The 17,890-nt window shown below is 71.0% G+C and carries 15 protein-coding genes; 11 read left to right on the top strand and 4 right to left on the bottom strand.

The features are described 5' to 3' along the window. Nucleotides 1-31: 31 nt before the first annotated feature. The gene (locus BLA60_RS26335; RefSeq protein ID WP_075135674.1) at nucleotides 32-1,498 is read left to right on the top strand and encodes an alpha,alpha-trehalose-phosphate synthase (UDP-forming); all 1,467 of its coding nucleotides are present in this window, start codon (nucleotides 32-34) and stop codon (nucleotides 1,496-1,498) included. On the opposite strand, the gene radA is transcribed toward BLA60_RS26335, so the two are convergent. Both radA and BLA60_RS26325 read right to left on the bottom strand, forming a co-directional pair. Continuing rightward, a complete protein-coding gene (gene radA / locus BLA60_RS26330; RefSeq protein ID WP_075135705.1) occupies nucleotides 1,495-2,874 on the bottom strand; it encodes a DNA repair protein RadA in 1,380 nt (459 codons plus the stop codon). The two genes, BLA60_RS26335 and radA, sit on opposite strands and share 4 nt — an antisense overlap. Before the next feature lie 35 nt (nucleotides 2,875-2,909). After that, complete coding sequence (locus BLA60_RS26325) at nucleotides 2,910-3,629, bottom strand: copper chaperone PCu(A)C domain-containing protein (protein ID WP_084735276.1); 720 nt, start codon at nucleotides 3,627-3,629, stop codon at nucleotides 2,910-2,912. A 302-nt stretch (nucleotides 3,630-3,931) separates the two neighbouring features. Here BLA60_RS26325 and BLA60_RS26320 point away from each other — a divergent pair, with 302 nt between their 5' ends. The 7 genes from BLA60_RS26320 (at nucleotide 3,932) to BLA60_RS26290 (ending at nucleotide 10,103) form a co-directional block, all read left to right on the top strand. Next, nucleotides 3,932-4,423, top strand: coding sequence for a CarD family transcriptional regulator (locus BLA60_RS26320; RefSeq protein WP_075129788.1), 492 nt, complete (start codon nucleotides 3,932-3,934; stop codon nucleotides 4,421-4,423). 20 nt (nucleotides 4,424-4,443) lie between these two features. Beyond that, on the top strand, nucleotides 4,444-5,064 hold the full coding sequence (locus BLA60_RS26315) for an IspD/TarI family cytidylyltransferase (RefSeq protein WP_075135673.1): 621 nt from the start codon (nucleotides 4,444-4,446) through the stop codon (nucleotides 5,062-5,064). Beyond that, nucleotides 5,061-5,534, top strand: a complete 474-nt coding sequence (ispF, locus tag BLA60_RS26310; protein ID WP_075135672.1) for a 2-C-methyl-D-erythritol 2,4-cyclodiphosphate synthase — start codon at nucleotides 5,061-5,063, stop codon at nucleotides 5,532-5,534. Before BLA60_RS26315 ends, ispF begins: the two co-directional genes overlap by 4 nt. Before the next feature lie 49 nt (nucleotides 5,535-5,583). Next, nucleotides 5,584-6,975, top strand: coding sequence for a cysteine--tRNA ligase (gene cysS / locus BLA60_RS26305; protein ID WP_075135671.1), 1,392 nt, complete (start codon nucleotides 5,584-5,586; stop codon nucleotides 6,973-6,975). 1 nt (nucleotide 6,976) lies between these two features. Next, the gene (rlmB, locus tag BLA60_RS26300) at nucleotides 6,977-7,933 is read left to right on the top strand and encodes a 23S rRNA (guanosine(2251)-2'-O)-methyltransferase RlmB (RefSeq protein ID WP_075135670.1); all 957 of its coding nucleotides are present in this window, start codon (nucleotides 6,977-6,979) and stop codon (nucleotides 7,931-7,933) included. 89 nt (nucleotides 7,934-8,022) lie between these two features. After that, nucleotides 8,023-9,456: an MBOAT family O-acyltransferase gene (locus tag BLA60_RS26295; protein WP_075135669.1), complete on the top strand. Its 1,434-nt coding sequence runs from the start codon at nucleotides 8,023-8,025 to the stop codon at nucleotides 9,454-9,456. Nucleotides 9,457-9,683: 227 nt separating this feature from the next. Continuing rightward, nucleotides 9,684-10,103 (top strand): Rv1352/Rv1906c domain-containing protein, encoded by a 420-nt coding sequence (locus tag BLA60_RS26290; protein WP_154814591.1) that lies wholly within the window; start codon nucleotides 9,684-9,686, stop codon nucleotides 10,101-10,103. A 74-nt stretch (nucleotides 10,104-10,177) separates the two neighbouring features. Here BLA60_RS26290 and BLA60_RS26285 read toward each other — a convergent pair whose 3' ends face one another. Continuing rightward, entirely contained in the window at nucleotides 10,178-10,492 is a 315-nt protein-coding gene (locus tag BLA60_RS26285; protein ID WP_075135667.1) for a hypothetical protein, read from the bottom strand. A 1-nt stretch (nucleotide 10,493) separates the two neighbouring features. Further along, nucleotides 10,494-11,309 carry an SDR family oxidoreductase gene (locus BLA60_RS26280; RefSeq protein ID WP_075135666.1) on the bottom strand — a complete coding sequence of 272 codons (816 nt, stop codon included), beginning with the start codon at nucleotides 11,307-11,309 and terminating at the stop codon, nucleotides 10,494-10,496. 253 nt (nucleotides 11,310-11,562) lie between these two features. Between BLA60_RS26280 and BLA60_RS26275 the strand changes: the two genes are divergently transcribed. The 3 genes from BLA60_RS26275 (at nucleotide 11,563) to BLA60_RS26265 (ending at nucleotide 17,857) form a co-directional block, all read left to right on the top strand. After that, nucleotides 11,563-14,721: a CHAT domain-containing protein gene (locus BLA60_RS26275; protein ID WP_075135665.1), complete on the top strand. Its 3,159-nt coding sequence runs from the start codon at nucleotides 11,563-11,565 to the stop codon at nucleotides 14,719-14,721. An 86-nt stretch (nucleotides 14,722-14,807) separates the two neighbouring features. Then, nucleotides 14,808-15,635 carry a hypothetical protein gene (locus BLA60_RS26270; RefSeq protein WP_154814589.1) on the top strand — a complete coding sequence of 276 codons (828 nt, stop codon included), beginning with the start codon at nucleotides 14,808-14,810 and terminating at the stop codon, nucleotides 15,633-15,635. After that, entirely contained in the window at nucleotides 15,632-17,857 is a 2,226-nt protein-coding gene (locus BLA60_RS26265; protein ID WP_075135663.1) for a UvrD-helicase domain-containing protein, read from the top strand. Before BLA60_RS26270 ends, BLA60_RS26265 begins: the two co-directional genes overlap by 4 nt. Nucleotides 17,858-17,890: the final 33 nt, after the last annotated feature.

Raw genomic sequence — 17,890 nt, 5'->3', positions numbered from 1 at the left:
TCACGGGTTCGAGGGAGGCACGCGCGGCGTGATGAGTGAGAGCACGACCGACCTACCCGACGGCGGCGGCGCCGACTTCCTCGTGGTCGCCAACCGGCTACCGGTGGACCTCGAACGACTGCCCGACGGAACCGAACGCTGGAAACACAGTCCCGGTGGCCTGGTGAGCGCGCTGGAACCGTTCCTGCGCGCGCACAGCGGCGCCTGGGTCGGCTGGCCGGGCGTGCCGGACGTCGAGGTCGACAAGTTCGCCGACGACGGCATCTGGCTGCACCCGGTGACGCTGACCAGCGACGAGGTCCGCGACTACTACGAGGGTTTCTCCAACGCCACCCTCTGGCCGCTCTACCACGACGTCGTCGCCACGCCGGTGTTCGACCGTGGCTGGTGGGACGCCTACGTCCGGGTGAACCAGCGGTTCGCGCAGGCCTGTGCGCAGATCGCCGCGCCGGGCGCGGTGGTGTGGGTGCAGGACTACCAGCTGCAACTGGTGCCGGCGATGCTGCGTGACCTGCGCCCGGACCTGCGGATCGGGTTCTTCCTGCACATCCCGTTCCCGCCGACCGAGCTGTTCATGCAGCTGCCGTGGCGCGCGGAGATCATCCGCGGCCTGCTGGGCGCCGACCTGGTCGGCTTCCACCGCCCCGGCGGCGCGCAGAACTACCTGTGGCTGGCGCGGCGGCTGATCGGCCTGGAGCCCAGCCGGGGCGCGGTCGGCGTGCGCACCCGGCCGGGTGTGGTGCAGGTCGGCGACCGCTCGGTGCGCGTCGGCGCGTTCCCGATCTCGATCGACTCGTCGGGTCTGGACACGACGGCCAGAAGCCGCGAGGTCATCCAGCGCGCCAGACAGATCCGCGCGGACCTCGGCAACCCGCGCAAGATCATCCTCGGGGTGGACCGGCTCGACTACACCAAGGGCATCGACCTGCGCCTCTACGCGCTGCAGGAGCTCTTGGAGGAGGGCCGGGTCGACCCGTCCGAGGTCGTCATGGTCCAGCTGGCCACACCCAGCCGGGAACGGGTCGAGCACTACCAGCGGATGCGCGGCGAGATCGAGCAGGTCGTCAGCCGGATCAACGGCGAGTTCGCCAGGGTCGGCCGGCCGGTCGTGCACTACCTGCACCAGTCGATCAACCGCAAGGAGCTGGTGGCGTTCTTCTCCGCCGCCGACGTGATGCTGGTGACCCCGGTCCGCGACGGCATGAACCTGGTCTGCAAGGAGTACGTCGCCTGCCGCCACGACCTGGGCGGCGCGCTCGTGCTCTCCGAGTTCGCCGGCGCCGCGGCCGAGCTGACCAGCGCGTTCCTGGTCAACCCGCACGACCTGGACGGGGTGAAGAACGCCATGCACGCCGCCCTGACGCTCGACCCGGCCGAGGGCCGGCGCCGCATGCGCGCGCTGCGCCGCCAGGTCCTCACCCACGACGTCGACCGCTGGGCCCGCTCGTTCCTCGACGCCCTGGCCCCGGCGAACCAGGAGTCCCTGACCCAGACCTAACCCTCGGCGGTGGCGTAGAGGGCGCGCAGCGCGGCGCCGAGGTTGGGCGTGACCGTCACGTCGATGCCCGGCGGGACCTGGCCGGAGTCCGGCGGCACCAGCGCCCGGGTGAAGCCCAGCCGGGCCGCCTCGGCCAGGCGGTTCTTCAGGCCCGACACGCGGCGGACCTCACCGGCCAGGCCGACCTCGCCGAGGACCACCAGGTCCGGCGGCAGGGCGATGTCCTTGGCCGCCGAGGCCACCGCCAGCACCAGCGCCAGGTCGGCGGTCGGCTCGTGGATGCGCATGCCGCCGACCGTGGCGGTGAACACGTCGTACTCGGACAGGCGGATGCCGCCCCGGCGTTCCAGCACGGCCAGGGCCATCGCCACCCGCGCGGAGTCCAGGCCGCTCACGGCGCGCCGGGGCGAGGGCAGGGCTGACTTGGACACCAGGGCCTGGACCTCGCCCGGCAGCGGGCGTTTGCCCTCGACGGCGACGGTGACGGCCGTGCCAGGCACGCCGGTCTCGCGGCGGTTGAGGAACAGGCCCGACGGGTCGGGCACGCCGAGGATGCCGTCCTCGACCAGTTCGAAGCAGCCGACCTCGTCGGCCGGGCCGAAGCGGTTCTTGACGCCGCGCACCATGCGCAGCGACGTGTGCTTGTCGCCCTCGAAGTGCAGGACGACGTCGACCAGGTGTTCCAGGACGCGCGGGCCGGCGATGGCGCCGTCCTTGGTGACGTGGCCCACCAGCACGACCGGCAGGCCGCGTTCCTTGGCCAGCGCGACCAGCGCGGCGGTGACCGCGCGGACCTGGGTCACGCCGCCGGGGGTGCCATCGACCTCGGTCGAGCCCAGCGTCTGCACGGAGTCGACGACCAGCAGGCCGGGTTTGACGACGTCGACGTGGCCGAACACCGCGCCGATGTCGCTCTCGGCCGCCAGGTACATGGCGTCGTGCACGTTGCCGGTGCGTTCGGCGCGCAGCCGGACCTGGCCGGCGGACTCCTCACCGGTGACGTAGAGCGAGGTGCTGCCCGAGCCGGCCCAGCGGTAGGCGACCTCCAGCAGCAGGGTCGACTTGCCGACCCCTGGCTCGCCGGCCAGCAGCACGACCGCGCCCGGCACCAGACCGCCGCCCAGCACCCGGTCCAGCTCGGAGACGCCGGTCCGCCTGGCCCGCGCGGTCTCCACGTCGACCTCGGCGATCGGCCGCGCCGGGGCGCTGGGCGCGCCGGCGGCGATCCTGGCCATGGTCGCCCGGTTGGGGACGCCGATCTCCTCGAGGGTGCCCCAGGCCTGGCATTCCTGGCACCGGCCGAACCACTTGGCGGACTCGTGCCCGCACTCGGCGCAGCGGTACCCCGGCTTGTTCGCTTTCGTGCTCTTGGCCACGGCCACAACCTACGGCCGGGGCCCGACAGAACGGCTCAGTGGCCGCTCCCGCCGTCCTCCTCCGGGTCCGGACGCGGGGTGGTCGGCGAGGCGATCGGCAGGTTCACGGTGATCGTGCCGGCCTTGGCGAACACGAACGTCACCGGGACGTTGCGGCCGTTCTCCAGGTCGGCGACCAGGTCGGTGAGCACGATGCCGATCGTGCCGAAGTCCAGCTCGGTGCTGGGTTCGGTGTCGACGGACTCCTCGATGGTCTCGGTGCCCGACGGCCCGCTTGGCTCGGTCGCCGTCCCGGTCACGCCGCCGGGAGCGGACGGGTCGGCGTCCTCGGTGCTCTCCGGGGCGTCGGCCGACTCGGTGGTCTCGGGGGCGGAGGTCGTGTCGGCGAGCGCCGAGTCGTCCGGCACGACGACCTGCAGCGACATCCCGCCGGGCAGGGCGGTGTCGCCGAGCACCTGGACGTCGGGCGAGGCCGGGCTGGTCACCGAGACCAGTTCGTCCTCGGTTGTGCCGGTGTTGACGATCGTGAGAACCAGCGGCGCGTCGTCGCCGGCGCTGTAGTCGCCGAACTCGGGGAAGGCGATCATCACGTCCCGCAGGGCGATGTTGCCGACATTGCCCCGGTTGCCGTTGACCGCCGGCTCGATGGAGTCGGTCTGGGTCACCTGTCCCGAGCTGCACCCGACGAGCACGGCGGAGAGGCCGACGGCGAGCGCCGGAACGATCTTGCGCAGCGGTCCGGTCGAACGACTCACGATCGCGGTCCTTCCTCGGGCAGGCGTGACTCAGGGCGAAGACTAGCGGCACACTCGCACGGCTCGATCGAGTGGTCTCCCAGACACGCCAAGCGGGTTCGGCATTTTCCGGTCCTCTGTGGATCCGTCGAACAACCCAGCACATTCCTCAACAGAGATGGTCGAGCATGCCTGGAGCGGATTTGTCAACCCCCAGAACCAACCGCCGCGTGGCCGCTGACCTGCGGTTACTGATCGCGGGTCGGATACACCCCCACGTCCGACCGTGTTAAGATGGAGGCAGCGAAAGGGGCAGAGGACACATGGTTTTCAAGGTCGGAGAGACCGTCGTCTACCCGCACCACGGTGCCGCACTCATCGAAGCAATCGAAACCCGGGTGATCAAGGGCGAGGAGAAGAAGTACCTCGTTCTGAAGGTCGCCCAGGGCGACCTCACTGTACGCGTTCCCGCTGACAACGCCGAGATCGTGGGTGTTCGGGATGTCGTCGGCCAGGAAGGTCTCAACCGAGTCTTCGATGTTCTGCGTGCTCCTCACACCGAGGAGCCGACCAACTGGTCCCGGCGGTACAAGGCCAACCTCGAGAAGCTCGCCTCGGGCGACGTGAACAAGGTGGCCGAAGTGGTGCGCGACCTCTGGCGGCGCGAGAAGGATCGCGGATTGTCCGCCGGCGAGAAGCGCATGCTCGCGAAGGCACGGCAGATCCTGGTCAGTGAGTTGGCGCTGGCCGAGGGCACGGACGAGGGCAAGGCCGAGGTCATCCTCGACGAGGTCCTCGCCACGGCATCCGTCTAGCCGCCCTGAGCAACAACCGAATCACGGCAACCACCGTCGCGCTCGTCCCCGCCACCGAGCGGGGTGAGCGCCTCGGTGTCAAGGGCCCCAAGGCACTCGTGCCGGTCAACGGGGTTCCCCTCGTCGTACACGCCGTACGTGGCCTGCTCGCAGCGGGTTGCGTCCGGCGTGTCGTCGTCGCGGCCCCCGACACGGCTCTCGACGCCGTCCGGGCCGCGCTCACCGGCCTGGACGCGAGCCTCGTCCCCGGCGGCGACGATCCCGTCGCCCGCGCGCTGGACGCGGCGCTGGCCGAGATCCCGGACACCCAGTACGTCCTGGTGCACGACCTCGCGCGGGCACTCGCCCCGCCCGAGGTGATCCGCGCGGTGGCCGACGCCGTGGCGAACAGCACACCCGTCGTCCCGGTGCTGCCGGTCACCGACACCGTCAAGCGGGTCGACGACCACGACGACATCACCACCACCGTCGACCGCGACGGCCTGCGGGTCGCCCAGGGACCGTGGGGGTTCACCGTCGAGGCGCTGCGGTCCGGGACCCGGCTGCCGGCGGCGACCGTGCCAGGGCATCCTGCCGCCATGGCGATCACCACCGCGTTCGACCTGACCGTGGCCAGCGTGCTGCTGGCGGACCAGCCGTGACCCCCCGGGTCGGCATCGGCACCGACGTGCACCCGGTCGAGCCCGGCCGCGAGTGCTGGATCGCCGGCCTGCGCTGGGAGGGTGTCGACGGCTGCGCCGGGCACTCCGACGGCGACGTCGCCGCCCACGCGCTGTGCGACGCGCTGCTCTCGGCCGCCGGCCTCGGCGACCTCGGCGCGGTGTTCGGCACCGGCGACCCGCGCTGGTCGGGCGCGCACGGCGTGGAGTTGCTGGCGGAGGTCCGGTCGCGGCTCGACGCCGCCGGCTACCGGGTCGGCAACGCGGTGGTGCAGGTCATCGGCAACGCGCCCCGGATCGGCACCCGGCGCACCGAGGCCGAGCGGGCACTGTCGGTGGCGGTCGGCGGCCCGGTCTCGGTGTCCGGCACGACGACCGACGGGCTGGGCCTGACCGGGCGCGGCGAGGGCGTCGCGGCGGTGGCCACCGCGTGCCTCCTACCACACGACTAGGCTTTGAGGTCCCCGCGTCACCACCCGCTTCCCTGACGAGGATGACACCGTGAGCCTGCACCTGTTCGACAGCGCGAGCCGTCGCGCGCGGGAGTTCGTCCCCGTGCGCCCTGGAGCTGCGTCGATCTACGTGTGTGGGCCGACCCCGCAGGGTCCGCCGCACATCGGGCACGTGCGCAGCGCGCTGAACTACGACGTGCTGCGCCGCTGGCTGGCTCACTCCGGGCTGGCGGTCACGCTGGTGCGCAACGTCACCGACATCGACGACAAGATCCTGCGCAAGGCCGGCGAGCACGACACCCCGTGGTGGCAGTGGTCGGCCACCTACGAGCGCGCGTTCGACGCGGCCTACGCCACGCTCGGCGTGCTGCCGGCGTCGATCGCGCCGCGCGCCACCGGCCATGTGACGCAGATGGTCGAGCTGATGGAGCGGCTGATCGCCGGCGGGCACGCCTACGCGTCGGCCGGCGACGTGTACTTCGCGGTCGCCTCCTACGCCGAGTACGGCGCGCTGTCCGGTCAGCGGATCGAGGAGATGCAGCAGGGCGAGTCGGCCGGCGAGGGCAAGCGCGACCCGCGTGACTTCACGCTGTGGAAGGGCGCGCGGCCGGGTGAGCCGTGCTGGCCGACGCCGTGGGGGCCGGGCCGGCCGGGCTGGCACCTGGAGTGCTCGGCGATGGCGCTGACCTATCTGGGCGCCGAGTTCGACATCCACGGCGGCGGCCTGGACCTGGTGTTCCCGCACCACGAGAACGAGCTGGCGCAGTCGCGGGCGGCCGGCGACCCGTTCGCCCGGTTCTGGATGCACAACGGGCTGGTGGGGCTGGCCGGCGAGAAGATGGCGAAGTCGCTGGGCAACGTGGTGTCGGTCGAGGCGCTGGTCGCCCGGTTCCGGCCGCAGGAGCTGCGCTACCACCTGGTGGCCCCGCACTACCGGTCGACGATCGAGTTCTCCGAGGCCGCGCTGGAGGAGTCGGCGCGGGCCTACCAGCGGGTGGAGTCGTTCGTGCACCGGGTGGCGCAGCGCGCCGGGGTGATGGCGCCCGGCGACGTCGGTCGTGAGTTCGCGGCGGCGATGGACGACGACCTCGGCACGCCGGCCGCGTTGGCGGCGGTGCACAGCACGGTGCGGGCCGGGTTCACCGCGCTGGACGCCGGTGACGACAACGGCGCCCTCACCGCGGCCGCGACGGTCCGCGCCCAGACCGAGGTGCTCGGGCTGGACCCGTTGTCGGACAAGTGGTCCTCGTCGTCCACAGTGGATTCAAAGGCCGCCGCGGCGGTCGAGTCCCTGGTCGGCGAGCAGCTGGCGGCGCGCCAGCGGGCCAGGGCGGAGCGCGACTTCGCCGCCGCCGACGCGATCCGGGACCGGTTGCTGGCCGCGGGTATCACCGTCGAGGACACCCCCGACGGTCCACAGTGGACATTTAAGGACAGCTGACGTGGCTGGAAACTCCCAACGCCGGGGCGCGATCCGCAAAACCGGCACGAAGAAGGGCGCCGTCAAGGGGTCCGGCGGCCAGCGCGCGAAGTCGCTGGAGGGCAAGGGCCCGACGCCGCACGCCTCCGCGCGCCCCGGCCACCCGGCCCAGCGCCGCGCGGCGGCCAAGGCCAAGGCCGCCCAGCACCGCTCCAAGGACAAGCCGACCGCCGAGCTGGTCGCCGGACGCAACCCGGTCGTCGAGTGCCTGCGCGCCGACGTCCCGGCGACCGCGCTGTACGTGCAGCTCAGCGTGGACGCCGACGACCGCGTGACCGAGGCCGTCCGGCTGGCCGCCGACCGGGGCATCTCGGTGTTGGAGGTCGCCAGGCCCGAGCTGGACCGGCTCACCGGCGGGGCGCTGCACCAGGGCCTGGCGCTGCAGATGCCGCCGTTCGAGTACGCCCACCCCGACGAGCTGTTGGACGTGGCCGACGAGTCGTCCGAGCCGGCGCTGCTGGTGGCGCTGGACGGTGTGACGGATCCGCGCAACCTGGGCGCGGTGATCCGCTCGGCGGCCGCGTTCGGCGCCAACGGCGTGCTGCTGCCGCAGCGGCGCAGCGCCGGGGTGACCGCGGTGGCGTGGCGCACGTCGGCCGGCACGGCCGCCAAGCTGCCGGTGGCGGTGGCGACCAACCTGACCCGCACCCTGCGTTCGTATGCCGAACGCGGCCTGATGATCGTCGGCCTGGACGCCGACGGCACGGTGGACGTCGACGGCCTCTCGCTGGCGACCTCTCCCCTGGTGGTCGTGATCGGCTCGGAGGGCAGGGGCCTGTCCCGGCTGGTCCGCGAGACCTGCGACGAGACGGTGTCGATCCCGATGGCGGCCGGGGTGGAGTCGCTGAACGCGTCGGTGGCGGCCGGGGTGGTGCTGGCGGAGGTGGCTCGGCGGCGGCGGGTGGCCGGGCGGGTGTAGGCAGCGTCACGTTCGACATTTGCGGCCGGAAGGACTGAACCACTCGGATAGGGTCCAGACGTCCTTTTCGGGGAGGTTGAGGTCACCGCATGTCGTTCGCCAGCCCACTGTTCCTGTGGATCTTCACTCCACTGGTGCTGGCGCTCGTCCTGCTGGCGCCCAGGTCGTGGCGCAACGGGATCGTCGCCGTAGCGTCGCTCACGTTCTACACGGTGGGCGCCGGCCCGACGACGATCCTGCTGCTGGTCTGCATGGTGGTGAACTTCCTCGCCGGCCAGGCCCTGGAGCCCGACGAGTGGGCGCTGGCGAAGCGCCGCAAACGCGGCCTGCTCATCGCCGTGATCATCTTCGACGTGGCGACGCTGGTGGTGTGGAAGTACGCGGGCTTCCTCACCGAGCAGCTCGACGGCTTCGCGAGGCTGTTCGGCGGCGACTTCCCCGTGGTGCACCTGCTGCTGCCGATCGGCATCTCGTTCTACACATTCCACAATATTTCGTACATCGTGGACATCTACCGGGGCGAGCGCCCGGCGCTACGCCAACCGGTGGCGTACGCGACGTACATCTCGATGTTCCCGCAGCTGATCGCCGGCCCGATCGTGCGCTACCACGAGATCGCCGACCAGCTGCCCCAGGAACGCACCCACCGCCTGGACGACGTGGCGGCGGGCTTCCCCCGCTTCGCCCTCGGCCTGTGCAAGAAAGTGATCATCGCCGACTCCCTGAGCCCGGTGGTCGAGGCATGCTTCACGACCCCGAACGACGAGATGACCTTCGCCGTGGCGTGGCTCGGCGCCCTGACCTACACGTTGCAGCTGTACTTCGACTTCTCCGGCTACTCGGACATGGCGATCGGCCTGGGCCGGATGCTCGGCTTCCGCCTCCCGGAGAACTTCGCCCGCCCGTACTCGTCGGTCACGGTGACCGAGTTCTGGCGCCGCTGGCACATGTCCCTGTCCCGCTGGTTCCGCGACTACGTCTACATCCCCCTCGGCGGCAACCGCCAGGGCTCCGCCAAGACGTACCGCAACCTGTCCATCGTCTTCGTCCTCACCGGCTTCTGGCACGGCGCCAACTGGACCTACCTCGTCTGGGGCATCTACCACGGCGCCCTACTGATCATCGAACGCGGCTTCCAACTGGACAACTCCCCACCGACGGCCGGCGCCCGCATCGCCCGCCGCGCCCTCACCTTCCTGCTGGTCGTCGTCGGCTGGGTCTTCTTCCGCTCCACCGACCTGAGCCAGGCCCTGACCATGATCGGCCACATGCTCCTACCCGACTTCACCGGCGTCACCGACGTCGTCGGGGAGGCCTTCACCAACCAGCGGGTACTGATCCTGCTGCTGGCCCTGGTGATCGTGTTCCTGCCGGCACACCCCGTCACCGGGCCCCTGCTGGAGTCCTCCCGCAGCCTGCCCGCCACGGTCCTCCGCGTCACCATCATGACGGCCGGCCTGTTCTACGCCGCCATCCTCATCGCCGCCGGCACCTTCAGCCCCTTCCTCTACTACCAGTTCTGATGCCGGGAACCGCGCAGCCGAACAGACCACGGACAGCGGCCTGACCAGGCGGTAGTGGCGTTCGCTGCCGCTGTTCTTCTGGTGGACGGTCGTCGGCCGCGGCTACGTCCTCGTAGACCGGCATCCCCGAACCGGGTTGCTGCGGGTGCGGATGCAGGTGGTGCCCCGCATTCTGGCCCTGGCGGACGCCCGGCCAGGGACCCCGCCTGTGGAAAGGGGAACTTCCGATGGCGAAGAAGCATCGGTGGAGATGGGTGATCGGCGGGTTGGGCGTCATCGTCCTGCTGATAATCGTGGTCGCCGTCAGCCAGCCGAGCGAAGACGCAGGCACCACTGAGCAGTCGCCTGCCGGGCAGTCGGCCAGTGCGCCCGCGAACGAGTCAGCTGCCCCGGCCGGGCCGGCCACCACCATTACCAGTGGTATGTACGAGGTGGGGGTCGATGTCCAGGCAGGCCAGTACAAGACTCCGGGTCCGCCCGAGGACGACATCATCGGCGCCTGCTACTGGGCTCGGCACAAGGACGACTCGGGAGCGATGGAGTCGATCCTGGCCAACGGCAACCTTGAAGGCCCCGGCTCGGTGACGATCAACGCTGGCGAGTTCTTCGAGGCCACCGGGGAATGCACCTGGACAATGACCGGGTGAGCATCAGTCCCGTCCTGGTCTTCACCAGTCCGAAGTAGAACACACGCGGGTTGTGTGGCGCACGCCTGCGCGGGCTACGGCTTCTGACGGCTTTCGAGGGTGGTTCGGGCGTGCTGCCAGAGGCGTTCGAACTCGTCGGGAGGGATGGGTTCGGGGTCGGGTAGGTCGGCCGGGTCGAGGGGCTTCTCAGAGGTCAGGCCGTAGGTGTTCTCGTACTCGGTGAGTGTGCCGGCGTCGCGGGCGCGCAGTTCCTCGTCGAGGGAGGCGGCGGCGATGGGGGTTTCGGCTGGGCCCTGGAGTTCGATCTGGCGGGTGACCCAGCCGTCGGGGTCGAGCTCGAAGTGGAACCAGATGTCTTCCTCGCCCCAGTGGCAACGCAGGTGCCTCATGTCAGCGGAAGGCTGCCACGTTCTCGGTGGCCCAGCGGACGAACGGCGTCGCGGGGTGGCCGGTGATCCGTTCGACGGTGTCATGGACGGTGCGCAGGGCCTCGGTGGTGTCGCCGCCCATGAGGTCGAGGACGGCGGCGGTGGCAGGGCCGAAGTAGGGGGCCAGGTCGTGGTGGGCCTGTTCCCGGGTGAGTTCGACGAACGACAGGGGGCGGCCCAGGGCGGCGGCCAGCGCGGCCGCCTGCTCCCGGGGAGTGACGGGAGCGGGGCCGGTGAGCGCGTAGGTCTGGCCATTGTGGACGGAATCGGTCAGTGCTTCCCGTGCCACGGCGGCGATGTCGGCGGGATGGATGGCGGGCAGGCCGACGTCGGGGTAGGGGGCACGGACGGTGGAGTCGTCGCGGATCGAACCGGACCACAGGAGGGTGTTGGAGGCGAACTGGGTGGGGCGCAGGATCGTCCAGGTCAGGCCGCTGTCCTTGACCAGGTTCTCGGCGACCAGGTTCGCGTGGGCCTCGGGCAGGTGCGGGTGGGTCTGGACGGTGATCGACGACACCAACACGACGTGCTCGACGCCGGCCTCGCGGGCCGCGTCGATGACCGGGGCCTCGGGAGCCAGGCCCCGCAACAGGAACAGCGCGCGGACGCCCTTGAGCAGCGGCGCCGGGTCGTCGGCCAGGTCGCCCTCGACGGCGTCGACGCCGGCGGGGAACGTCGCGTTGGCGAGGTCCCTGGTGAGGGCCCGCACCGGGTAGCCGCGCAGGCCGGTCAGCAGGGCGCTGCCGATTCTTCCGGTCGCTCCGGTTACCAGGATCATCAGCGCGCTCCCATCAGTCGATCATCAGGACGGGGTGACGGTATGACCTCCACCTTGCTTGAGGTCAAGCCACCCGGTGCGGCGATGAAGGGTGGTAGCGGTTACTGGGAGCGGCCGTTGGCGCGGTAGACGCCGGCTCGGCCTCGGAGCTCGACGGGGGAAACGGGCTCGTGGCGCGGGAGTCGGCGGTGAGCGGCGGAGACGCCCGGACCGGGCGCACGGGCGCGGGCGGTCATGTCCGTCAGAGAAGGGCATGGGCGAGTTGGGTTCGGTGGAGCGGTGTCGGGCGCTGGTCGTCAGCGCGTTGACCGGAGGCGAGCCGAAGCGGGTGGTCGCGGAGTTCCTCGCCGCGATCGCGCGGGTGCCGGTCGAGCGGCGGGGGAGGTTGGCCGGTGCGGTGATCCTGGCATTGGGGGTGCCCGTTCCCGAGGAGCTGGTGGCGATGGCGGACAGTGATCCGCCGGCGGTGCGGCGGTGGGGTTCGGTGCGGGCGGCCACCCGGGCCACGCTCGACTTCTCCCGGCAGCTCGACTCGGCCGCCCCGGATCCGGGCGTGCTCGACGGGATCGTGTCGATGGCGGCGGCGGCGCTGCCCGCCGACCTCGGGAACCTGTTCACCGGCATGTTCCAGGCCCAGCGCAGCGGCGACATCGACGAGTGGGTCCGGATCGTCACCACGGTGTCCTCGACGCTGGAGGGGATGCTCGGCGACGACGACCACCCCCACGCCAACGCCTGGCGCGAGCAGCTGCGCACGATGACCGACCTGGCCTCGGCCGCCAGCCGGCGCGACCGGTCCGCCATGCTCGACTCCGTCGACTCGTTGCGCGCGGCGACCCGGGACGCGCTGAGCGCGGCGACACCGGAGACACCCGCCACCGCGACGCCGGATGAGACACCGGTGGGACAGTGCCGGACGTTGATCGTCCGGGCGTTGACCGAGGACGACGGGGAGCAGGTCGTCGAGGAGTTCTGGGCGGAGATCTCCCGGCTGCCCGCCGACCACCCGCAACGCGCTCGGCTGGCCGCCGCGCTGGTCATCGCGTGCGAGGAGGGCGGTGTCGCGTACCTGTGGCGGGCGGCGGGACTGCTGAAGATCGTCGACGCCGATCCGCCGGCGGCGCCCCGGTGGCCGAAGGCCCGACAGGGGGCGCGTGCCCAGGCCGAGGCTTTCGAGCACCTGGCCGACCCGCACCACAGCCCGGACACGACGGCCAAGGCCATCGCCGACCTCATGGGTGACCGGGCCAACCAGCTGTCGACGGCCTTCGGTGAGCTGCTGGCCGCGATCGCCCGCGCCCAGCACGACGAGAACCTGAGCGAGCTGGACCGCATCTCGGCCGCGCTGCCCGGTCTGCTCGACGCCATGGTCGGCGACGACCCGCGCACCCGGGCCGACCGGGACCAGCTGCTCGCGCTGGCCCGGTTCGTCACCGCCGGATCCCGGTCGGACCCGGCGGGCCTGCGGGCCGTGTTCGACGCCCTGCCGCCGATGCCCGGCGCGACCGACCTGGACCACGCCATCAACCGGGTGATGGACGCCCAGCGGTCGATGCTGGCGGACGGCCAGCTCACCGACGAGCAGCTGACGGAGCTGGCCCGCTCCGCCGCCGACGCCGACCTCCCGCCGTTGCCGCGGATCACGCAGTACCAGTTCCTGGGCATCGGGCACTTCGCGCGGGGGCCGCGACACCATGACCGTGCGGTCGCCGCCCTGCGCGCGGGGCTGGAACTCAGCGGGTCGGCGGCACCGGCTCTGCGGGCCGCCTGCCAGGCCACCCTCGCCCACGTGCTGTCGCTGCGCCCGGAGACCGGCGAGGAGGCCGTTGCCCGGCTGGAGGACGCCCGCGAGCTGCTCGGCGGACCAGAAAGTCCACTGTGGATTCTCACGACGAAGCAACTGGCCGACGTGCGGCAGCAGGCCGGCCAGGGCCGGGCGGCCACCGAGCTGAAGCTGCTCGCCCAGCGGGGCTACGCGTGGCGGGCGTTGCGGGAGTCGAGTGTCGTCGGGGCGCGGGACGCGGTGCGGGAGGCGGCCGGGTCGGCGGTCGAGGTGGCGCGGCAGTGTCTTCGGATCGGGGACGTGGCGGGGGCGGTGCGGGCGTTGGACTCCGGGCGGGGGTTGATGCTGTTCGCGGCCGTCGAGCTGCCGAAGGTTCCGGACAAGCTGCGGGCCGCCGGGCACGACGACCTCGCCCGGCGGTGGCTGGCCGACGGCGGGGCGAACGCCGAGACGCGGCGGGCCGCGCTGGCGGTGCTGCCGGACAGGGACCGGCTGCTGGACCCGCCGGACCTGGACGAGATCCGCGCCGCGCTGCGCACCGTGGACGCCGACGCCCTGGTGTACCTGGCGCCGGGGCTCGCGGTGGTCGCCCCGGTGGACGGGGCGCCGGTGTGGCTGGAACTGCCGGACCTCGACGCCGGCGGGGTCGCCGAGGTCCGGCGGTATCTGGACCCGACCCGCGACCTGGCCCCGGCGGGCGTCGGTGACCTGGACGCGGTCGGCGGCTGGGCGTGGCGGGTGGCGGTCGGGCCGCTGCTGGAGCTGCTCGCCGTGCCGGAGCCGCGCATCGTGCTGGTGCCGATGGGGGATCTGGCGCGGATCCCGTGGGAGGCGGCGCGGCGGCCGGACGGGGTGTACGCGATCGAGCTGGCGGCGTTCTCGCACGCGGTGTCGGCCCGGCTGCTGTGTGAGAACGCGGCGCTGCCGGCCGTCGCCGCCGGGGGCGGTGGGCTGATCGTCGGCGACCCGGAGACGGCGGGGGCGGCGGCCGGGTTGGCGGCGGCGCGGGTGGAGGCGCACGCGCTGCGCGGGTTCTACCCGCACGCCCGCTACGTCGGGCGGCTGCCGGACGGGACCACCAGCGCGGCCGGGGCGGGGACGGCCGCGCAGGTGCGGCGGTGGCTGGCCGAGGAGGACCCGGCGGCCGGCGGCGTGGCGCACCTGGCCTGCCACGGCCGCCACGAGGCCGACCAGGGGCAGGCGTACCTGGTGCTGGCGCCGGAAACCCCGGGTGGGCCGGCGAGCCGGCTGGCCGCCGAACAGATCGGGACCGGGCGGCCGATCGGGCTGGTGGTGCTGGCCGCCTGCCACAGCGGGCGGTCGATCCAGGGGTTCGACGAGGCGTACAGCCTGGGCACGGCGTTCCTGGCGGGGCGGGTGCGGTCGGTGCTGTCGGCGCAGTGGGCGGTGCCGGACCGGGAGACCTCGGCGCTGATGTACCTGTTCCACCACTACCGGGTCGTCGAGGGGCGGGCGGTGCGGGAGGCGTTGCGGCTGGCGCAGCTGTGGATGCTGGACCCGGACCGCCGGGCGCCGGCGGGGATGCCGGCCGGGTTGCTGGCGTCGGTGCCGGAACGGAAACCGGCCCAGGTGGTCGCCTGGGCCGGGTTTGTCCACTATGGACAGTGAAGAAATTCTCGGCGTGATGTCGCGAATCCGGAGCAGGAAACGACTCGTCAGTTGTCGGGTACCGCGCGCAGAGTTCTGGAGGAGTGTTGACAGGGACGTTCGCGGAGTATCGGGAGCTCAGCATCACCGATCCACTCCGCCAAGGCGATGTCCTCGAGGCGGTAGATCCGTCGCGATCGAAGTGGCAGCGGCACCTTCTCGTGCTGACGGCCGACTGTGACTTCGCCTACGACAAACACCAGGGCCGCGTCACCTGCGTTCCCGTGTTGGCGGCCACCGAGTACCTGCTGGAGATGCAGGTCCCCCGACTGCGCGAGAAGAGCCTGGCGAAGATCCTCAGGACTCTTCGGGCGGAACTCACCGGCGTCGGCGCGAACATCTCCGACGAGCGGCTGCGGGCCTGGCCCTGCGAGGTCGAGCCAGCGAAGATCATCACCTCGATCGGGCTCGACGGCCCCGCCGCCGAGACGGTTGGGGCCTCCTTACGTGCCATCCGACTGTTGAGCCAGCCGACGACGTCCCTGGGCGAGGCCGTCGATCAGATCGTCACGGCACAGCTCGTAATGTCCGACGCGCGGACACGCGACGCCGTGATCCGGCAGACAGTCTCGCAACTGCGCGGCCCGTACTCCCAACCGCCCGGCGACACCCTGTTCCTGTCCGCGATCGCCCGCAACCACGACATCGGCTACTTCGTGTACCTGCGACATCTCGAGCAGGTGTGGCAACCCGAGATCGCGATCGGACCGGCCAGACGAGCCGTGAGCTACCGACGGATCTCACGTTTGCAGGACCGGTACATCCATTCGATCGTCCAGCGGTTCGCCCTTGTCTTCCTGTCCATCGGACTCCCGAAGGAGTACGAGGAGATGCGCGATCTCCACGCCGAACTCCTGGAAGAGACCTTCAGATGAGGCCGCTCATCACCACGGTCCGGTCGCTCAAGGAACTGGCCACCGGGTTGTCACCGGACGCCGTGTCCGCCTCACCGCTGCTGTTCGAACACGCCGGCACGCACAGCGACGTGCTGGTGAACGCCGACGACAAGCTCGACGAGCAGCGGATCGTTCTCATGCGGGACACGAACACCAGTGAACGCCACGTTCCCGACAACCTCGCCGACCTCCGACGGGACGTCATCAGCCGCATGGCCTCGTTCGCGGAGCGTGCCAGGGCACACGGCCCGATCGTCCTGCCAAGGGGCTGGCACCAGTACAAGCACAACAATCTCGTCGCGTTCTTCGCCACGTCCAGAAGAACCGTTCAGGCGATTCGCTGGATCGTCGAGGTTCTGCCGGGCGAACGCTCGGACGTCGTCTTCTGGACCACGACGGACTCGGACTACCAGCCCAGCCTGGAGGAGTTCGAGGTGGCGAAGCCACCCATGCCGCCGAACTGGGAAGCCGACTGGAAGACCGCGATCGACAAGGGCGCCGAGCGGATCGAACGGGCCCAGCGCAACCAGCCCTCCGACGTGGAGATATCACTCGAACCCCTCGAACAGTCGACGACCAAGGGCTGGACCTACCAGCAGTGGCTGGAAACCGTCACCGACGACCAGCGGTCGTTCATCGAGGCGAGCACCGCCAAGTCGATCCGCCTGCGGGGCCCGGCCGGCTCTGGCAAGACCCTGGCACTGACTCTCAAGGCCATCCGGGAGGTGCTCAAGGCCAGGGAGGACGACCTCGACCTCCGTGTCCTGGTTGTGACCCACAGCTGGTCGCTGGCGACCGAGATATCGGACTCGCTCGACTCGATGGGAATCGGGAACCTCAGCGAGGTCGACATCTTCCCGCTGCTGGAGATCGCGACGACGATCTCACCGCAGTACGTCAACGACAGTTCCGGGTTCAGCCTGATCGGAAACGACAGCTTCAGCGGAAAACAGGCCCAGCTGGACGAGATCCGCGACGTTCTGGACGATTTCATCGCCGGCGACTGGATCACGTTCGAGTCGGGCGTCTCCGAGAGCCTCCGGGCCCGGTTCACCTCGACAACCGCCGACGACCGGGTGGCCTTGGCCTGGGACCTGCTGGTCGAGTTCGGCTCGGTCATCGGAGCAGCGGCGATCTTTCCCGGAGCCGGGGCGGAAGCGCGCTACCTGAACCTGCCCAGGGCGTCCTGGATGCTGCCGCTGCAGTGCCGCAACGACCTGCAGGTCACCTTTCACCTCTACACGAAGTTCATGGACAGCCTCGACGCTCGATCGTTGCTGACCTCGGACCAGGTGCTGGCCGACCTGCTGAGCCATCTCGAGACGCACGCCTGGAACCGCGCTCGCAGAACCCAGGGCTACGACCTGATCTTCGTCGATGAGTTCCACCTGTTCAGCCCGCTCGAACGACAGGTGCTGCACTACCTGTCCCGGGACGTCAGCGTGTACCCACGGGTGTTCATGGCGCTGGATCCGCGCCAGTCCCCCTCGGCGGCGTTCATCGGTTTCGCCGCGGACGCGACGCGCTCCTCGTCGGCGCTGTCCGAGGACGGTCTGGGCGACGTCACCAATTTCGAGCTGACCGCGGTCCACCGCTTCACCCCGCAGATCCTCGGCCTGATCAAGCACATCCACCACGAATTCCCGACGCTGGACCTCGGGCAGGAGTGGGACATCAACTTCGGCACGGTCGAGTCGACGCAGGACCCCGGTCCGCCGCCACGGCTGATCACCGCCGCGTCCCGGATGGGCGAGGAGGACGACATCGTGCGGGCGGTGCACGAGCTGTATCCGACGGGACGGCTCGCGCTGGCGATCGTGGACAGCCGGCACTGGTGGCGTTTCAGCGACCTGGCCTCGCGTATCGGCCACTCCGGCCGGTTCCACGTGTCGACGATCTCGGGCCGGTCGGATGTGGAGGGCCTCGGTTACCGCCGCCGGGGGCTGGTCGTCGGGCCGGCCGAGTACCTGGCCGGGCTCCAGTTCGGCACTGTGCTCGTCGCCGGGGTCCCGGACATGGAGGTGAACCGCACCCCCACCAACGAACGGACTCGGCTGTTGTCCCTGCTTTATCTCGCATTGAGCCGGGCACAGCAGCAGGTGCGGGTCTTCGTCAACGACGACGACGGCGGTATGGCCGACGTGCTCGTCCGGGCAGTGACCAACGGTCAGCTGGTACGGGACCGCGGCAGCCAGGTCTGACCGGCGCCACCGACAGCGGTGCCCCGGACCGCG

The organism is Actinophytocola xinjiangensis, from assembly GCF_001921215.1.
Lineage (GTDB): Bacteria > Actinomycetota > Actinomycetes > Mycobacteriales > Pseudonocardiaceae > Actinophytocola > Actinophytocola xinjiangensis.
Note: the sequence above shows the minus strand (reverse complement) of the source record. Positions and strands in the feature narration are given on the sequence as shown.

Coding starts and splice junctions, on each gene's coding strand:
- BLA60_RS26335 (WP_075135674.1), top strand. CDS start 32: ATGAGTGAGAGCACGACCGACCTACCCGACGGCGGCGGCGCCGACTTC.
- BLA60_RS26320 (WP_075129788.1), top strand. CDS start 3,932: ATGGTTTTCAAGGTCGGAGAGACCGTCGTCTACCCGCACCACGGTGCC.
- BLA60_RS26295 (WP_075135669.1), top strand. CDS start 8,023: ATGTCGTTCGCCAGCCCACTGTTCCTGTGGATCTTCACTCCACTGGTG.
- BLA60_RS26290 (WP_154814591.1), top strand. CDS start 9,684: ATGGCGAAGAAGCATCGGTGGAGATGGGTGATCGGCGGGTTGGGCGTC.
- BLA60_RS26285 (WP_075135667.1), bottom strand. CDS start 10,492: ATGAGGCACCTGCGTTGCCACTGGGGCGAGGAAGACATCTGGTTCCAC.
- BLA60_RS26280 (WP_075135666.1), bottom strand. CDS start 11,309: ATGATCCTGGTAACCGGAGCGACCGGAAGAATCGGCAGCGCCCTGCTG.
- BLA60_RS26275 (WP_075135665.1), top strand. CDS start 11,563: ATGGGCGAGTTGGGTTCGGTGGAGCGGTGTCGGGCGCTGGTCGTCAGC.
- BLA60_RS26265 (WP_075135663.1), top strand. CDS start 15,632: ATGAGGCCGCTCATCACCACGGTCCGGTCGCTCAAGGAACTGGCCACC.